The organism is Methylibium sp. Pch-M (assembly GCF_004136295.1).
In the GTDB taxonomy this organism is placed as follows: Bacteria; Pseudomonadota; Gammaproteobacteria; order Burkholderiales; family Burkholderiaceae_C; genus Methylibium; species Methylibium petroleiphilum.
Window position 1 is genome coordinate 2,693,782 of sequence record NZ_CP029606.1, and the last position, 16,285, is coordinate 2,710,066.

15 protein-coding genes are annotated in these 16,285 nt (G+C 71.2%); 5 read left to right on the top strand and 10 right to left on the bottom strand.

Features of this window, described 5'->3' with window-relative positions:
* Positions 1-34: 34 nt before the first annotated feature.
* From C1M51_RS13080 to C1M51_RS13100, 5 genes are read right to left on the bottom strand one after another with little or no spacing between them, the layout of a single operon-like run.
* Entirely contained in the window at positions 35-535 is a 501-nt protein-coding gene (locus C1M51_RS13080; RefSeq protein ID WP_129450376.1) for a nucleoside deaminase, read from the bottom strand.
* Position 536: 1 nt separating this feature from the next.
* Entirely contained in the window at positions 537-1,766 is a 1,230-nt protein-coding gene (locus C1M51_RS13085) for an ArgE/DapE family deacylase (RefSeq protein WP_129450378.1), read from the bottom strand.
* Entirely contained in the window at positions 1,763-3,562 is a 1,800-nt protein-coding gene (uraD, locus tag C1M51_RS13090; RefSeq protein ID WP_129450380.1) for a 2-oxo-4-hydroxy-4-carboxy-5-ureidoimidazoline decarboxylase, read from the bottom strand. Before uraD ends, C1M51_RS13085 begins: the two co-directional genes overlap by 4 nt.
* On the bottom strand, positions 3,559-4,503 hold the full coding sequence (puuE, locus tag C1M51_RS13095; RefSeq protein ID WP_129450381.1) for an allantoinase PuuE: 945 nt from the start codon (positions 4,501-4,503) through the stop codon (positions 3,559-3,561). The genes uraD and puuE overlap by 4 nt, the downstream gene beginning before the upstream one ends.
* Positions 4,504-4,543: 40 nt before the next feature.
* The gene (locus C1M51_RS13100; RefSeq protein WP_129450383.1) at positions 4,544-5,305 is read right to left on the bottom strand and encodes a GntR family transcriptional regulator; all 762 of its coding nucleotides are present in this window, start codon (positions 5,303-5,305) and stop codon (positions 4,544-4,546) included.
* A gap of 241 nt (positions 5,306-5,546) precedes the next feature.
* On the opposite strand from C1M51_RS13100, the gene uraH reads away from it, so the two are divergent.
* From uraH to panB, 5 genes are all read left to right on the top strand, one after another.
* The gene (gene uraH, locus C1M51_RS13105) at positions 5,547-5,843 is read left to right on the top strand and encodes a hydroxyisourate hydrolase (RefSeq protein ID WP_409072631.1); all 297 of its coding nucleotides are present in this window, start codon (positions 5,547-5,549) and stop codon (positions 5,841-5,843) included.
* Between the two features lie 10 nt (positions 5,844-5,853).
* On the top strand, positions 5,854-7,053 hold the full coding sequence (locus C1M51_RS13110) for a urate hydroxylase PuuD (RefSeq protein ID WP_129450387.1): 1,200 nt from the start codon (positions 5,854-5,856) through the stop codon (positions 7,051-7,053).
* Positions 7,054-7,110: 57 nt separating this feature from the next.
* Positions 7,111-8,712: a nucleobase:cation symporter-2 family protein gene (locus C1M51_RS13115; RefSeq protein ID WP_129450389.1), complete on the top strand. Its 1,602-nt coding sequence runs from the start codon at positions 7,111-7,113 to the stop codon at positions 8,710-8,712.
* A 553-nt stretch (positions 8,713-9,265) separates the two neighbouring features.
* Positions 9,266-10,675, top strand: coding sequence for an 8-oxoguanine deaminase (locus tag C1M51_RS13120; protein ID WP_207207748.1), 1,410 nt, complete (start codon positions 9,266-9,268; stop codon positions 10,673-10,675).
* A gap of 104 nt (positions 10,676-10,779) precedes the next feature.
* Positions 10,780-11,673 carry a 3-methyl-2-oxobutanoate hydroxymethyltransferase gene (gene panB, locus C1M51_RS13125; protein WP_129450393.1) on the top strand — a complete coding sequence of 298 codons (894 nt, stop codon included), beginning with the start codon at positions 10,780-10,782 and terminating at the stop codon, positions 11,671-11,673.
* 346 nt (positions 11,674-12,019) lie between these two features.
* On the opposite strand, the gene C1M51_RS13130 is transcribed toward panB, so the two are convergent.
* The 5 genes from C1M51_RS13130 to C1M51_RS13150 all read right to left on the bottom strand — a co-directional run bounded on the left by C1M51_RS13130 (position 12,020) and on the right by C1M51_RS13150 (position 16,274).
* Entirely contained in the window at positions 12,020-12,763 is a 744-nt protein-coding gene (locus C1M51_RS13130; protein ID WP_242499685.1) for a nucleotidyl transferase AbiEii/AbiGii toxin family protein, read from the bottom strand.
* Entirely contained in the window at positions 12,708-13,187 is a 480-nt protein-coding gene (locus C1M51_RS13135) for a helix-turn-helix transcriptional regulator (protein ID WP_165349690.1), read from the bottom strand. Before C1M51_RS13135 ends, C1M51_RS13130 begins: the two co-directional genes overlap by 56 nt.
* A 270-nt stretch (positions 13,188-13,457) precedes the next feature.
* Positions 13,458-14,219 (bottom strand): GntR family transcriptional regulator, encoded by a 762-nt coding sequence (locus tag C1M51_RS13140; RefSeq protein ID WP_129450398.1) that lies wholly within the window; start codon positions 14,217-14,219, stop codon positions 13,458-13,460.
* A gap of 161 nt (positions 14,220-14,380) precedes the next feature.
* On the bottom strand, positions 14,381-15,196 hold the full coding sequence (locus C1M51_RS13145; RefSeq protein WP_129450400.1) for a fatty acid hydroxylase family protein: 816 nt from the start codon (positions 15,194-15,196) through the stop codon (positions 14,381-14,383).
* 154 nt (positions 15,197-15,350) lie between these two features.
* Positions 15,351-16,274: an acyltransferase domain-containing protein gene (locus tag C1M51_RS13150; protein ID WP_129450402.1), complete on the bottom strand. Its 924-nt coding sequence runs from the start codon at positions 16,272-16,274 to the stop codon at positions 15,351-15,353.
* Positions 16,275-16,285 lie beyond the last annotated feature (11 nt).

Consider the following 16,285-nt stretch of genomic DNA (forward strand, 5'->3'; position numbering starts at 1 on the left):
ATGCCGGCCACGGGCCACCGGCGTGCCGGGTCGCTCAGCGGGTGGCCCAGAAGCCGCGGTGCGGGGCCAGCAGCTCGGCCTCGAGTTCGGGCACCGGGCCGAACACCCGCACCGGCTTCTGGCCGCGCGCGAACAGCTCGCGACAGGGCAGCGCCAGCGTCGGGTTCTCGGCGTGGTTGCCGGTCAGCGCGAGCAGCGCTTCCTCGCTGGCACCGTAGACGACGCGGCCGATGTTCGCCCAGTAGGCGGTGCCGGCGCACATCGCGCAGGGCTCGAAGGTGGTGACCAGCGTGCAGTCCCACAGGAACGCGGGCGCGTGCTGAGCAGCCGCGGCGCGCACCAGCGTGGCCTCGGCGTGCTGCACGGTGTCGATGTTGCCCTGCTCGGCCAGCACGGTCTGGTGATCGGGGGCGAGCAGCAGCGCGCCGAAGGGATGCCGGCCGAGCGCCAGCGCGCTCAGCGCGACCTGGTTGGCGCGGTGCAGCGCAGCGGCGATCTGCGCGGCGCTGGGGTCGGGGTGGTTGAACGCATGCATCTCAGCCCAGCAGCTCGTACAGCGTGCGGGCGACGACCTTCGTCGCGCGCCGCAGGTCGTCGAGCACGATGTGCTCGTCGGCACGCTTGGCGTTGCTCTCCAGCACGGTGCGCGGCCCGGCGCCGTAGATGACGGCCGGCACGCCGTGCTCGCAGTACAGGCGCACGTCGGTGTAGAGCGGCGTGCCGGTGGTGCGGACCGGTTCGCCGAACACCGCCGAGGCGTGCTTCTCCAGCGCGGCCACCAGCGGCGCGTTGCCGGGCAGCGGCGTCAGCGCGCGGCACATCAGCAGGCGGCGGATGTCGACGCTGATGCCAGGGGTCTGCGCGGCCGCGTCGGCGATCACGCGGCGGATGTCGGCTTCGACCTGCTCGGGGTGTTCCTCGGGGATCATGCGGCGGTCGAGCTTGAACACCACCTTGCCGGGCACGACGTTGGTGTTGGTGCCGCCCTCGATGCGGCCGACGTTGAGGTAGGGATGGGTGATGCCCGTCACCTTCGACGAGATGCCCTGGTAGAGGGTGTTCTGTGCATACAGCGCGTTCAGGATGGTCACCGCGCCCTGCAGCGCGTCGACGCCGGTGTGCGGGATCGCGGCGTGGGCCATCCTGCCGTGCACCGTGACCTCCATCTGCAGGCAGCCGTTGTGCGCGGTGACGATCTGGTAGCTGAAGCCGGCCGCCATCATCAGGTCGGGCTTCGTCAGGCCCTGGGCCAGCAGCCGGCCGGGGCCGAGCTCGCCGCCGAACTCCTCGTCGTAGGTGAAGTGCAGCTCCACACCCCCCTTCAGCGGCGCGCCCAGCGACTCGAGCGCCCGCACCGCGAAGCTGTAGGTGGTGAAGTCGCACTTGCTGACCGCGGCGGCGCGGCCGTAGAGCTTGCCGTCGGCGACCTCGCCGCCGTAGGGGTCGTGGGTCCAGCCCTCGCCGGGCGGCACCACGTCGCCGTGCGCGTTGAGCGCGATCGTCGGGCCGCCGGCACCGTAGCGGCGCCGCACGATCAGGTTGGTCAGCGATTGCAGGCCGTAGGCGCGCACCTCGTCGGCCGGCACCGGGTATTTCTCGGCCTCGAAGCCGAAGGCCGCCATCAGCTCGGCGGTGCGCTCGGCGTGCGGCGCGTTGTCGCCGGGCGGCGAGTCGGTGGGCACCTTCACCAGCTCCTGCAGCAGCGTCACCTGCTCGTCGAAGTGGGCGTCGATCCAGGCGTCGAGTCGGTCGTGGGGGGTGCTCATGGCGTGTCGTGGCTCAGGGCATCGAGCAGGTGCGTGAAGGCCTCGACCGCGAGCTGCATGTCGTCGGCCGTGGTGGATTCGAGCGGGTTGTGGCTGATGCCGGCGTTCTCGCCGCGCACGAACAGCATGGCCTGCGGCATCACCTCGTGCAGCTTCATCGCGTCGTGGCCGGCGCCGCTGGGCAGCACGTGCAGCGGCAGGCCGGTGGCGGCGACGGCGCGCGCCCAGCGGGCGCGCCAGGCGGGGTCGCAGGGCGCGGCGGCGGCGCGCATCGTCTCGTCCAGGCGCACCGTGAGGCCGCGCCGCGCGCAGATCGCCTGCAGTTCGGCCAGCACGTCGTGCGCGCAGGCGTCGCGCACCGCGTCGGTGGTGGCGCGGATGTCGAGGCTGAAGCGGCAGAGGCCGGGCACGACGTTGATCGAGCCGCCCGGCACCTCGAGCACGCCGACGGTGCCGACCAGCTCGGGCACCGCGGCCGCGCGCCGCTCGACGTAGAGCAGCAGCTCGGCCACCGCGGCGGCGGCGTCGCGGCGCCGGTCCATCGGCGTGGTGCCGGCGTGGCTGGCGACGCCGCTCATCTCGCCGAGGTAGCGCACGCTGCCGTTGATGGAGCTCACGACGCCCAGCGGCAGGTCGAGCTCGGCGAGCACCGGGCCCTGCTCGATGTGGACCTCGACGAAGCCGAGGTAGCGCGCCGGGTCGCGCCGCTCGGCCGCGATGGCCTCGAGCGTGGCCGGCAGGCCGGCGGCCTGCATCGCCTCGCGCATCGTCACGCCGTCGGCGTCGCGCTGGTCGAGCCACCCCGGCTCGAAGGCGCCGGTCAGCGCGCCCGAGCCGAGGAAGGTGGCCTTGTAGCGCTGGCCTTCCTCCTCGGCGAAGCCGATCACCTCGAGGCCGAACGGCAGCCGGCGCCCGGCGCGGTGCAGCTCGCGCACCGCGACCAGCGGCACGAAGATGCCGAGCCGGCCGTCGTACTTGCCGCCGTTGCGCACCGTGTCGTAGTGGCTGCCGGTGAGCAGCCGGCGCGCCGACGGATCGCTGCCGTGGTAGACGCCGACCACGTTGCCGACCGCGTCGAGGCGCACCTCGTCGAAGCCGCAGTCGCGCATCCAGCGCTGCAGCTGCGTCTGGCAGGCCTGGTGCGCGGCGGTGAGGTAGGTGACGGTGAGCTGGCCCTGCTCGGCGTAGCCGGGGTCGCTGTGCGCCGCCAGGAGTTCGGCGCAGTCCCAGGCCTGGTTGCCCAGCACCGGCACGACGCCGAACTTGTCGTTGAGCCGGATCTCGGCGATGCGGTCGATGTGGCGCAGGCACTCGGCCAGCTCGACCTCGGGGTGGCCCTGCAGGCGGCGCTGCAGGGTCGCGAGGATCTCGCGCCGGTGCAGGCCCTCGCCGCGCGGGCCGCGCACCGCCAGCACGAACGGCCAGCCGAAGCGCGCGCCGTAGTCGGCGTTGAGCCGCTGCACGAGCGCGAACTCCTCCGGGGTGCAGTGGTTCAGGCCGGCGCGCGCCTGCTCGCCGGTCGATTCGGCGGTCAGCGTGCCGGCCACCGCGGCCTTGCCCGCGAGTTCGGGGTGGGCGCGCACCAGCGCGAGCTGGGCCTCGCGCCCGGCCTCGCGCACCACGCGCACCATCGCATGCTTGAACTGCGCCAGACTGGTGAAAGGCCGCTGGCGCAGTGCCGCCTCGGCGATCCACGGCGAGTGCTCGTAGAGGCCGTCGAGCGCGGCCAGCGCCGCCTGGGCCGGCGCGTCGTTGAGCCAGGCGAGCGTCAGCGGGGTGGGGGCGGCGGTCGTCACGCGGCGGCCTTCGCGCAGGGGTGGGTGGCCTGCCAGTGCCGGGCGATGTCGATGCGCCGGCACACCCAGACGCGGTCGTGCGCCTCGATGTGGTCGAGGAAGCGCTGCAGCGCGCCGATGCGCCCGGGCTTGCCGAGCAGGCGGCAGTGCATGCCGATCGACATCATCCTGGGGGCGTCCTCGCCCTCGGCGTAGAGCGCGTCGAAGCTGTCGCGCAGGTAGGTGAAGAAGTGCTCGCCGGTGTTGAAGCCCTGCGCCTGCACGAAGCGCATGTCGTTGGTGTCGAGCGAGTAGGGCACCACGAGGTGGGGCACGCGCGTGCCGTCGGTCTTCTCGACCTCGGTCCAGAACGGCAGCTCGTCGCCGTAGTAGTCGCTGTCGTAGGCGTAGCCGCCCTGGTCGACCACCAGGCGGCGCGTGTTCGGGCTGTCGCGCCCGGTGTACCAGCCGAGCGGCCACTCGCCGCCGGTCAGCTCGCGCAGCAGCTGCGTGCCGATGCCGATGTGGCGCCGCTCGGTCGCCTCGGGCAGGTTCTGGTAGTGGATCCAGCGCAGGCCGTGGTTGGCGATCTCGTAGCCGCTCTCCATGAAGGCGGCCAGCAGCTCGGGGTAGCGCTGCAGCGCCATGCCGACGCCGAACACCGTGAGCGGCAGGCGGCGCTTCTCGAACTCGCGCAGGATGCGCCACACGCCGACGCGCGAGCCGTACTCGTACATCGACTCCATCGTCATGTGGCGGTTCTCGTAGGCCTGGGCGGTGATCAGCTCCGACAGGAAGGTCTCGGAGGTGGGATCGCCGTGCAGCGGGCTGTTCTCGCCGCCTTCCTCGTAATTGAGCACGAACTGCACCGCGATCCGCGCGCCGCCCGGCCAGCGGGCGTGCGGGACGTCGCGGCCGTAGCCGCGCAGGTCGCGGGGATAGGGGGCAGGGGTCGGGTCCATGGTGGGCAGGCCTTGCAAGAAGCGAGCGCGGTGCGGCGGCTCAGCCGGCCGGCCGCAGTGCGGCGTCGAGGTCGTGGACGCGCGGGTTGAGACGCAGGTTGCGCTCGACGTTGCGCAGGTGGGCGTCGAGCAGCTTCACGGCGGCGCGGGCGTCGCGCCGTTCCAGCGCATCGACCAGGGCCACGTGCTCGGCCTGCGAGTGCTCGGCCGAATGCGAGGACTGGTACATCAGCGAGATCAGCGAGGAGCGCGACAGCAGGTCGGTCAGCAGCTGCGCCAGCACCTCGTTGCCGACCATGCGGGCGAGGATCATGTGGAAGTCGGCCAGCAGCCGGGTGCGGCCGGGCACGTCGGTGCGCAGCACGGCCTCGCGTTCGGCTCGCAGGTGGGCGCGCAGCTCGGCGATCTGCGCGTCGGTGATCACGGCGCACAGCTTGCGCACCATCGCGGTCTCCAGCATCTGCCGCACCTCGAAAACCTGGCGCGCCTCCTGCACACCGGGCCGGGCGACGAAGGCGCCGCGGGCCGGCTCGAGCGTGACCAGGCGGTCGCGGCTGAGCTGGTTGAGGGCCTGGCGCACCAGGGTGCGCGAGACCTTGAAGAGGTCGGCGATCTTCTGCTCGGCCAGCTTGGTGCCCGGCATCAGCCGGCGCTCGACGATGGCGGTGGTGATCGCATCGACGATGCGCTGCGTGGCACTGGTGTCGGCCTCCGGTGTGGCGCGCGCCGCCGCGCCGGCACTGCGGCGCCGCGACGGTGCGGGCTTCAGGGCCTGGAGCGGTGCGGCGGCGGTGCGAGGCATCTTTTCGGTGCGGTATCGGCGGCGTCGAGGCCCGCCAGGTCCATGGCACGGTGCTTGCGACGACCGGCAAAGTGTATACACTTTTGTGCACAGCCCGCGCCGGGCGGCGCTGCGTGATGCGGCCCGCGGACACGGACCGCACACCCCCTCCCGCGACCACCACCGGAGCGCCGCCGCCACGACCATGGGACGACTCACCACCCACGTGCTCGACACGATGAACGGCTGCCCCGCCGCCGGCATGGCGGTGACGCTGTGGCGCCTGGCGCCGCAGGGCGACCAGCGCCTGGCCGCGCTGCGGCTCAACGACGACGGTCGGGCCGACCTGCCGCTGCTGGAGGGCGAGGCGCTGCAGCCGGGCCGCTACCGCCTGGTCTTCGCGGTGGCCGACTACTTCCGCGCGCGCGGCGTCGTGCTGCCGGAGCCGCCCTTCCTCGACGAGGTGCCGCTGGACTTCGGCCTAGCCGACCCGGCGCTGCACTACCACGTGCCCCTGCTGGCCAGCCCCTGGGCCTATTCCACCTACCGCGGCAGCTGAGCCGACGCCGATGGACGCCTACCTGCTCGACTGGGCCAACCTGTTGCTGCGCTGGCTGCACGTGGTGACCGCGGTGGCCTGGATCGGTGCCTCGCTGCACTTCGTGCTGCTCGACGACAGCCTCTACAAGCCCGAGGACCCGGAGCTGAAGAAGAAGGGCGTCGACGGCGAGGCCTGGGCGGTGCATGGCGGCGGTTTCTACCACTCCAACAAGTACCTGGTGGCGCCGCCCGACCTGCCCGAGAAGCTGCACTGGTCGTACTGGGAGAGCTACGCGACCTGGCTGTCGGGCTTCGCGCTGCTGTGCGTGCTGTACTTCGTGAACGCCTCGTCCTTCCTGGTCGACAAGGCGGTGTTCGACTGGTCGCCCGGCGCCGCGGTGGCCGGCGCGCTGGCCTACCTGGTGCTGGGCTGGGTGGTCTACGACGGCATCTGCCGCGTGGCCGGCCGCAAGCCCGACGGTTCGGTGGGCGGTGACCTGAAGGTGGGCATCGGCGTCTTCCTCTACACCTGCGTGGCGGCCTGGATCGCCTGCCACCTGTTCGCCGGGCGCGCCGCCTTCCTGCTGACCGGCGCGATGCTGGCCACGGTGATGAGCGCCAACGTGCTGATGGTCATCATCCCCGGCCAGCGCAAGGTGGTGGCGGCGCTGCGCGCGAAACAGCCGGTCGACCCGAACCTCGGCAAGCGCGGCAAGCAGCGCAGCGTGCACAACACCTACTTCACGATGCCGGTGCTGATCGCGATGCTGTCCAACCACTACGGCATGGTCACGCAGCACCGCCTCAACTGGCTGGTGCTGGTGCTGCTGATGCTGGCCGGTGCGCTGATCCGGCTGTTCTTCGTGCTGCGCCACAAGGCGCCGCCGCGCTGGGAGATCGCCGCCGCGGCCGTGGCCATCCTGGCCGGGGTGGCGTGGCTGGTCGCGCCGAAGCACGAGTCCGTGGCGTCGGCGCAGGCGGCGGTGCCGGTGAGCTTCGCGCAGGTGCAGGCGGTGGTGGGCGAGCGCTGCGCGATGTGCCACAACGCCCAGGTCGTCAGCAAGAACGTGCAGCTGCACACGCCCGAGCTGATCGCGGGCCATGCGCAACAGATCTACCAGCAGGCGGTGGTGCTGAAGACCATGCCGATGAACAACGCCACCCAGATGACCGACGCCGAGCGTGCGCTGCTGGGTCGGTGGTACGAGGCCGGCGCGCCGCCCCGTTAGCGGGCAAGGCCTGGGTACGGGCCTTGCAGGGACCCGAGGGCATTCGAGGAGAACGCCATGGCTTCGGGCACACCCCCCACCGTCCACCCGGTCGACGAGAAGCTGCCCGCCGGACGGCTGGCGACGCTGGGCCTGCAGCATGTGCTGGTGATGTATGCCGGCGCCGTGGCCGTGCCGCTGATCGTCGGCCGCGCGCTCAAGCTCAGCCCCGAGCAGGTGGCGATGCTGATCTCGGCCGACCTGTTCTGCTGCGGCATCGCCACGCTGATCCAGTCGCTGGGCGCGACGCGCTGGTTCGGCGTGAAGCTGCCGGTCATGATGGGCGTGACCTTCGCCGCGGTCGGCCCGATGGTGGCGATGGCCGGACCCGGCGGCACCGAAGCGGCGCGCGCCATCTTCGGCGCCATCATCGGTGCGGGCCTGCTGGCCATCTTCATCGCGCCGGTGATGGGGCGCCTGCTGCGCTACTTTCCGCCGGTGGTGACCGGCACCATCATCGCGGTGATCGGCATCAGCCTGATGCGCGTGGGCATCGGCTGGGCGATGGGCGGGCCGGCCCACCTGGCGCAGTTCACCGACGTGCCGCGACTGGTGGTGATGGTCGACCAGGCCAAGGCCGAGGCGCTGGCCGGCAATGCGGCGGTGGCCGCACTGTCAGCCGGCTCCGCGCCTGCGGCCGGCGTGGCGACCCAGGCCGCCGCCGCGGCCACGGCGGCGGCCAACGCCGGCACGCTGGCGGCCCCCGCCCCGGCGCCGGTCGTCACCAAGCTGCCGGGGCCGGTGCCGCAGAAGGACAACCCGGCCTACGGCGCGCTCGACAACATGGCGATCGCGGCCTTCGTGCTGGGGGTGATCCTGCTGATCTCCAAGTACGGCCGCGGCTTCGTCGCCAACATCTCGGTGCTGCTGGGCATCGTGGCGGGCTGCGTGGTGGCCGCGGCACTGGGCAAGATGGGCTTCGACAAGGTGGCCAAGGCGCACTGGTTCGACGTGGTCACGCCGTTCGCCTTCGGCCCGCCGCTGTTCGACCCGGTGCTGATCGCGACGATGACGCTGGTGATGGTGGTCGTGATGATCGAGTCGACCGGCATGTTCCTCGCGCTGTCCGACCTCACCGGCAAACCGATCGACCAGCGCGAGCTGACGGCCGGGCTGCGCACCGACGGGCTGGGCACGCTGATCGGCGGCGTGTTCAACACCTTCCCGTACACCAGCTTCTCGCAGAACGTGGGCCTGGTGGGCGTGACCGGGGTGCGCAGCCGCTACGTGTGCGTGGCGGCGGGGCTGATCATGATCGTGCTGGGCCTGCTGCCGAAGATGGCGGCGCTGGTCGAGTCGGTGCCCACCTTCGTGCTGGGCGGCGCCGGGCTGGTGATGTTCGGCATGGTGGCCGCCACCGGCATCCGCATCCTCGCCGCAGTCGACTACAAGACCCACCGCCACAACCTCTACATCGTGGCCATCTCCATCGGCTTCGGCATGCTGCCGCTGGTGGCGCCGCGCTGGACGCAGCAGATGCACCATGCCCTTCACCCGCTGCTGGAGTCCGGCATCCTGCTGGCGGCGCTGAGTGCGGTGTTGCTGAACCTGTACTTCAATGGCGCGAAGGGCGGGGCGGCGGATGCGGTCGAGGCGGCGAAGTTGGCTGAGGCGCATTGATTTTTCTCGATGGTGGTGTGAGGTGCGGCAGGCGGCGTGTGCCGGGGGCTCGGGCGGGGGCGGTCGGCGCTGCGCGCCGACGCCACTGCGGTGCTCGCGTCGGGGTGGCGTCGCGGAACTCGCTGCGCTCACTCCGTTCGCTGCGCTCGGACAACCGCGACGAGTCAGCCTACGCAGCGCGCTGCGCGCGCCCACCCCGACGCTGCGCGCCTCGTCGCCCCCGACCTCGCCCCCGACACACACCGCCTGCCGCACCCGCCGCGCTCGTGGTGTTCCAGCAGCCCCAGCCCCAGCCGTCTCTCTGCCGACGAGGGGCTGGACCGCGCCGGGCGCGCATGGGGTGGCGCCGAGGCGCGCAGGGGGCATGGCCGCGCGCGCAGCGCGCATCGTGGACAAGCTCGTCGCGGTTGTCCGAGCGCAGTGAGCAGCGCGAACGCAGCGAGTTCCGCGACGCGGCCATGCGCCCGAGCACCGCAGGGCAGCCGTCGCGCAGCGGCGGCCGCCGACCGTGCGCACCCGGCACGGTCCGGCCCCTCGTCGGCCGCCCCTCCCGATGCATGAACCTCCCGCAACACCTCAACGCGCCGCCACCATGCCCACCCTGCTGATCCACAACGCCCGTCTCGTCGTCACGATGGACGACCAGCGCCGCGAGATCCCCGACGGCAGCGTCTTCATCCGCGACCACGTGATCGAGGCCGTGGGGCCGGCCGCCGAGCTCCCGGGCAGCGCCGACGCGGTGATCGACGCACGCGAGCACCTTGTCGTGCCCGGACTGGTCAACACCCACCACCACATGACCCAGTCGCTGACCCGCGTGATCGCGCAGGACTGCGAGCTGTTCGACTGGCTGGGCACGCTCTACCCGATCTGGGCCGGGCTCACGCCCGAGATGGTGCAGGTGTCGACGCAGACCGCGATGGCCGAGCTGCTGCTGGCCGGCTGCACCACCAGCAGCGACCACCTCTATCTCTATCCGAACGGCGTGACGCTCGACGACAGTATCGAGGCGGCCACGGAGATCGGCATGCGCTTCCATGCCGCGCGCGGCTCGATGAGCGTGGGCCAGAGCCAGGGCGGCCTGCCGCCCGACCGCGTGGTCGAGTCCGAGCCCGCCATCCTGAAGGAGACGCAGCGCCTGATCGAGCGCTGGCACGACCCGGCGCGCTTCGCGATGCGGCGCATCGTCGTCGCGCCGTGTTCGCCGTTTTCGGTGAGCCGAACGCTGATGCGCGAGTCGGCCGCGCTGGCGCGCAGCTTCGGTGTCTCGCTGCACACGCACCTCGCGGAGAACGACAAGGACATCGACTACTCCCGCCAGAAGTTCGGCATGACGCCGGCCGAATACGCCGAGGACCTGGGCTGGGTCGGCCGCGACGTGTGGCACGCGCACTGCGTCAAGCTCGACGCGCCGGGCATCGGGCTGTTCGCGCGCACCGGCACCGGCGTGGCGCACTGCCCCTGCTCGAACATGCGGCTGGCCTCGGGCATCGCACCGGTGCGCGCGATGCGCGACGCCGGCGTGCCGGTGGGCCTGGGCGTCGACGGCTCGGCCTCGAACGACGGCGGCCACCTGCTGGCCGAGGCGCGTATGGCGATGCTGCTGCAGCGCGTGGCGCACGGCCCCGAGCGCGGGCCGTCGGCGATGGGCGCGCGCGAGGCGCTCGAGCTGGCCACGCGCGGCGGCGCTGCGGTGCTGAACCGCGACGACATCGGCGTGCTCGCGCCCGGCATGGCGGCCGACCTGGCGATCTTCGCGCTCGACGACGTGGGCCTGGCCGGCGCGCTGCACGATCCGCTGGCCGCGTTGTTGTTCTGCCAGCCGCCGCGGGCCCGCCACACCCTCGTGCACGGCCGCGTGGTGGTGCGCGACGGCGAGCTGACCACGCTGGAACTGCCGGCCCTGGTGCGCCGGCACAACCGGCTGGCGCGGCAGCTCGTCGACGGCGCCGGACGTGCCTGAGCGGCCCGGCCGCCGCCCGCCGCCCAGCGCGGCGTTTCCCCGCATTGGCGTACTGTCGAACATTGATATGCTAGTGACATATCAAATGCTCGAAGGAGACCGCCATGTCCGACGCCGCCGCTGTTGCCGCCGCCCCGCCCGAGCGCAAGAAGCGCACCATCACCGAGATCCGCGACTCGAAGAAGAGCGGCGAGAAGATGGTCTACACCTCGGTGCCGGACTACACCTCGGCCAAGTGGGCCGAGCTCGCCGGTGTCGACGTGGCGGTGGTGGGCGACAGCCTGGCGATGGTCGCGCACGGTCACAGCAGCACCGTGCCGGCGACGATGGACATGATGGTGATGCACGCGCAGGCAGTGCGCCGCGGCGCGCCACGCACCTTCACGCTGGGCTGCATGCCCTACCAGAGCTACAACACGGTGGACCGCGCGCTGCTCAACGCGACCCGCTTCATGCAGGACGGCGGCTGCGACGCGGTCAAGCCGCAGGGCGGCAAGTCGCAGGCGCACATCCTGAAGGCGCTGGTCGACGCGGGCATCCCGACCGCCTCGCACATCGGGCTCACACCGCACACCATCGCGATGTTCGGCGGCTTCAAGATCCAGGGCCGCACGGCCGAGGCGGCGATGAAGATCCTGGAGGACGCATTCGCGATCCAGGACGCCGGCTGCTTCATGCTGGAGTTCGAGGCGGTGCCGGCGAAGATCGCGACGCTGATCTCGAAGCAGCTCGAGATCCCCACCATCGGCATCGGTGCCGGCGCCGGCTGCGACGGCCAGATCCTGCTGTCCTACGACCTGCTGGGCGTGTTCACCGACTTCAAGCCCAAGTTCACCAAGCGCTATGCCAACCTGACCGAGGTGGCGGTGCAGGGCCTCAAGGCCTACGTCGACGAGGTGAAGACCGGTCGCTTCCCCGACGACGACCACAGCTACGGCGTCGACGACCGGGAGTACGAGCAGTTCATGAACCTGGTGGAAAAGCGGCGCCACGTGTGACGCTAGGGCCTGTTCACGCTATCGGAGGGCTTGCGTGACCCAAGAAGCGGGCGCCATCGAGGCGCAAAGCACAGCCGTAGCGTGGGCTACGGCGAGCATTTGCAACGCGGAGGGCGCCCGCTTCCTGGGATCACCCTGCGGGCCGGGGCCAGGCAGGCCAGCGGGCGTCGTTACGGCCTCGTGGTGTGCCGGGGGCACACGGCCTTGGCCGCGCCTCGCCCGCTGGCCTGCCTGGCCCCGGCGCATGCCCTCTGATAGCGTGAACAGGCCCTAGAGCGGCCGGGGTTGCGCTCGCGCTGACGCCATCCTCGAGCGCCTTCTTCTTCGCGCCGTCGAAGTCGGTGCTTCAGCGCACCAGCGCCTTGATGCGAGCCCATAGCGCCGCCTTCGACACGGTGGTCATCGCCATCGATTTCATGCACGCGTCCAGCCGGTGGGGGCGTGCTCGCAGGTCCTCCACGGCGCGCGCCAAATCGGCTGCCACGCTGTCGCCGTAGGCACCTCGGGCCTTGGCCATGGCCAGTTTCATCAGCGCCTTGGGCGGCGCCATCATCGCCAGGTCGATCAGATCCCGGCTCATCACGGCATCGTCGCGCCAGCGGTCGGAGTTGGACAGCAGCTTGCTCGTCACCATGTCCAGCGGCGTCAGCGTCGCCACGCCGCACTGCCGATCGTCCGCACCGGGAGCTTCCAGCTCGATCCGGCCCTCGAGCACGATCTCGAACTTGATGTCGGCGCCGTCGACTTGCAGCATGGTGCGGAGGCCGTATTGGTCTGCGCGCACCTCGCGGGCCTGGTTCAGTGTGTGGCCGGGCCGCGAGAGGGCGCGCATGCCTTCCGGGCCGGTCAGCCGTTGACGCAGTTGGCGATAGCCCTCGACCCTGGAGACCAGGAAGTCGATGTCGACCGACTCACGGTATTCGCCGTACCGCAGCGCCATGGCGGTTCCGCCACCGAAGAGGCAGTCGTTCGCCACCAGAGCGTCGGCGTCCAGGGCTGCCAGGACGGTCGCGATGCGGCGGTGATGTGGCCGTTCAAACAAGCAGGCGCCCCCCGCCGAGTTGGTCCACCAGGACTTGGAGCAGTGCACGCTCGGCCGGCTCCATACGGGCTCGGTCGATGTGACGCCAGTTGCGCTCGTACAGGTTCAAGGCATCCACCGGGCTGAGTTCTTCGACGTCGTGCAGTTGCCAGGCCAGGCGCTTGAGCTGGGGAAAATCGCCCAGCCGCACACGCTCCGGCAGGCTGGCCCTGTCGGCAGTGGCCGGGCGGGCCTGCGGATCGCGAAGCTCCAGTTGCAATCCGATCGCGTCGATGGCGCTGAGGTAGGCACCCATGGTCACGGAAGGCTCGCCCCGTTCGATGCGGTGCCAGGTCACCCGGGACATGCCCGCGGCTTCCGCGGCCACTGTGGCGCTGACTTTCTGGCGTCCACGGTGGGCGCGAATGCTCTCGCCCAGGGCTTGTAGCCGGGTGGCGAGGAATTCGCCGACAGGAGGTGCTTTGGCTGGCATTATGAATCTCATTCTATGCATTTTTCTATATTTGTGCAGAATGAGAATCTATTTCAGGGCGCTCAGTCTCGCTGCCTCGTTAGAGCGCGAGGCGACAGGGTCACGCTTGTGGCGCCACCGCCGTCAACAGCTGGGGCGGGACATCGCAGGCCGGACCTGCGCAATTCCATCGACCGATCGCGAGGTGCGACGAGGTGATCCCCGAGCACGCGCCGTGGATCAACCCTGTTGCGGATTCGTCTCCACCGAGCCCACCGGCCAGAAGCGCGATCAGACCTCGACCGACACCGTCGCCTTGGTGAACTCTTCCAGGTTGTCGAGCAGCGCGTCGAGAGCGTGGGCCGCGGCAGCCTCGTCCCGCGCTGCGATCGCGCGCGCCAGCCGGCCGTGCAGCGCGGCCATGGCCGGCAGGTCGGCCGCCTGGCGGTAGTGCAGGAACCAGAAGCGCCGCGACAGGCCGTGCATCAGGCCCATCGCGCCGGCCGCGAACTCGTTGCGCGCGGCCTTCAGGCTCAGATCGTTGAAGGCCTTGTCCGCGCGCATGAAAGCGGTGGCATCGCCGCTGATCGCGGCCGCCTCGAAGGCCTTGGCGAGCTCGGTGAACTCGGTGAGTTCGTCGTCGCCGGCGCGGCGCGCGGCGCAGCGCACGATCAGCCGCTCCACCTCACGGCGCGTCTCCAGCAGGCGCAACTGCTTGCGCACGTCGATCTCGGACACCAGGTTGCCGCGCTGCGGCAGGATCGACACCAGGTGTTCGCGAGCGAGCCGCTGCAGGGCCTCGCGCACCGGCGTACGGCCGATGCCGAGACGCTGCGACAGCTCGGCCTCCGACATCGCGGTGCCGGGGCGCAGCTCCAGCGTGACGATCAGTTCCTCGATCTTCCGGTAGGCCTGACCGGTCAGCGTCTCGGGTCGGGCCGACGGCACGGCGGCCAGTGGATCGGAGGCGTGCCGCGCGGCGGGCCTGGCGGCCGGGCGGCGCGGCGGGGCGCGGCGGGGGGTGGGCTTCGTCGGGGCGGGGCGTGCTGGCATGTTGCTGCTCTTCTATGGATCGGCCGCTGTGACCGCGCCCCCGCGGTCGACAGTCGATCTCCGGGGGCACGGCACCCGCATCGATCGGGTCGACGGCACAGTGGCCGCAGGCGGTGCGATCGACGCGCCGCCGCAGTGTAGGGCCAGCCGTCGGCCCGGCCTTACAGGGCCATCGCGCGCCGCTCGTCGTTCTCGAGGATCGGCCCGTCGAGCGTGACGCGAGTGTTCTGCACGTCGGCGGTGCGGAAGCGCGCGATGATGGGCCGCAGCTCCTCCTTCACGTGCTCGTTGCTGTAGCCGTTGAACAGGTGGCCGAACAGGCCGCGCCGCAGGTCGCTGGTGCCCATCAGGTAGTCGGCGATCGGGTACGACAGGTTCATGTTGTACTTCATCATGATCCCCTGGTTGTGGTGCGCGGTGTGGTGGCGCCGGATCGTGTTGATGAAGGGCATGTTGCGCACGAACCAGTTGTCGTGCACGTGGCAGCAGTAGTGGAAGATCTCGTAGTTGAGGTACATCGCCACCATCGTGATGAAGACGATGTAGCCCGCGTTGGCGTTCCACACCAGGCTGGTCAGGAAGCCCAGCGTCGTGCCGCCGATGCCCAGCACCGTGAGCACGCGCCACGGGAAGAACACGATGCGGAACTCGCGCACGGTGTCGATGGTGGGCTCGTTGTCGGTGAAGTACTGGTGGTGCTCGCGGGTGTGGCGCTCGTAGATCGCGCGCAGCGCGAACACGTCGATGCGCCGGTGCATCACGTAGGTGTGCATGGCCCACTCGACGAAATTGCCGAACAGGAACACCGGCGCGACCATCAGCCATTCCCAGGTGGGGTTCTGCAGCTGCGTGGCGCAGTACCAGATGCCGCCGATGCCGGCGGCGAACATCACCGCGACGTGCAGCAGGCCGTTGTAGAGCGGGCTGATGTTGGACTTGTACTGTTCGCGGAACTTGCGTTGACGTTCGGTCATCATGGTGGGTCTCCGATTGTCGGTATGGTACTAACATATTAGTTGCCGACAAAGAGTTCGTCAAGCCCGCCGGCCTCGGGGTTTCACCGGGGCCGCAGGTCGCGGCCGAGCTTGCGATCGGTGGGGCGGTGCGGAGCGCGGCCGGGGCGCCGCCGCCTCAGGCGTCGAGCCGGGCCCTCAGCCAGTCGGCCACGCCGCGCCAGGAGCGGAAATCGGCGACCGAGCGGACATCGATGTCGGGCTGCGCCTCGGCCAGCAGCTTGGCCAGCGAGCGGCCGGGGCCGAGCTCCAGCACCACCCTCACGCCGCTCTCGGACAGCTCGCGCATGCCGTCGGCCCAGCGCACCGGCTCGGCGATCGCGCGGGCCAGCGCGGCCAGGCCGCCCGGCGCGTCGTGGCAGCGCCGTCCGTCGATGCCACGCAGCACCGGCGCGGACGGTGCCCGCGCCGGCGTGTCGGCCACGACGGCCGCGAAACTGCGGGCCGCAGCCGCCAGCAGCGGCGTGTGCGACGGCACCTGCACCTCGAGCCGGCGCAGCCAGGCGCCGCGCGGAGCGAGGGCGGCCTCGGCCGTGTCGAGCGCAGCGGTCGGCCCGGCCAGTACCGCATGGTCATCGCCGTTGACGATGGCCACGTGCAGGCCGGCGGCGCCCGCCTGTTCGGTGATCGCCCGCAGCGGCAGGCCGCGCACTGCGAGCATGCCGCTGCCCGGCGGGCTGGCGGCGTCCATCAGCGCGGCGCGGGTGGCGGCGATGCGCGCCGAGCCTGCGACATCCCAGGCGCCGGCGCAACTCCAGGCCGACACCTCGCCCACGCTGTAGCCGGCGAATGCCGCCGGCGCCGCCGGCAGCTCGGGCGCCAGGATCTCCCAGCTGGCGCGGGCCAGTGCCACCAGCGCCGGTTGCGCCCAGGCGTTCGCGTGCAGGCCGGTGCCGGCCTGTGCCTCGGCCACCAGGTCGCGGCCGAGCGCCGCGCCGAAGTCCTGCAGCACCGCAAGGCCGCGCGGGTGCGCGGCCACCAGGTCGAACATGTCCGGCGACTGTGTGCCCTGGCCGGGGCAGACGATGGCGTAGTCGCGCACCCGGAGGGCCT

Excerpts from the sequence above, each read along its gene's own strand:
- C1M51_RS13120 (WP_207207748.1), top strand. The coding sequence starts at position 9,266 with ATGCATGAACCTCCCGCAACACCTCAACGCGCCGCCACCATGCCCACC.
- C1M51_RS13145 (WP_129450400.1), bottom strand. The coding sequence starts at position 15,196 with ATGATGACCGAACGTCAACGCAAGTTCCGCGAACAGTACAAGTCCAAC.
- C1M51_RS13100 (WP_129450383.1), bottom strand. The coding sequence starts at position 5,305 with ATGCCTCGCACCGCCGCCGCACCGCTCCAGGCCCTGAAGCCCGCACCG.
- C1M51_RS13115 (WP_129450389.1), top strand. The coding sequence starts at position 7,111 with ATGGCTTCGGGCACACCCCCCACCGTCCACCCGGTCGACGAGAAGCTG.
- C1M51_RS13110 (WP_129450387.1), top strand. The coding sequence starts at position 5,854 with ATGGACGCCTACCTGCTCGACTGGGCCAACCTGTTGCTGCGCTGGCTG.
- puuE (WP_129450381.1), bottom strand. The coding sequence starts at position 4,503 with ATGGACCCGACCCCTGCCCCCTATCCCCGCGACCTGCGCGGCTACGGC.
- C1M51_RS13135 (WP_165349690.1), bottom strand. The coding sequence starts at position 13,187 with ATGCCAGCCAAAGCACCTCCTGTCGGCGAATTCCTCGCCACCCGGCTA.
- uraH (WP_409072631.1), top strand. The coding sequence starts at position 5,547 with ATGGCGGTGACGCTGTGGCGCCTGGCGCCGCAGGGCGACCAGCGCCTG.
- C1M51_RS13080 (WP_129450376.1), bottom strand. The coding sequence starts at position 535 with ATGCATGCGTTCAACCACCCCGACCCCAGCGCCGCGCAGATCGCCGCT.
- panB (WP_129450393.1), top strand. The coding sequence starts at position 10,780 with ATGTCCGACGCCGCCGCTGTTGCCGCCGCCCCGCCCGAGCGCAAGAAG.
- C1M51_RS13085 (WP_129450378.1), bottom strand. The coding sequence starts at position 1,766 with ATGAGCACCCCCCACGACCGACTCGACGCCTGGATCGACGCCCACTTC.
- C1M51_RS13140 (WP_129450398.1), bottom strand. The coding sequence starts at position 14,219 with ATGCCAGCACGCCCCGCCCCGACGAAGCCCACCCCCCGCCGCGCCCCG.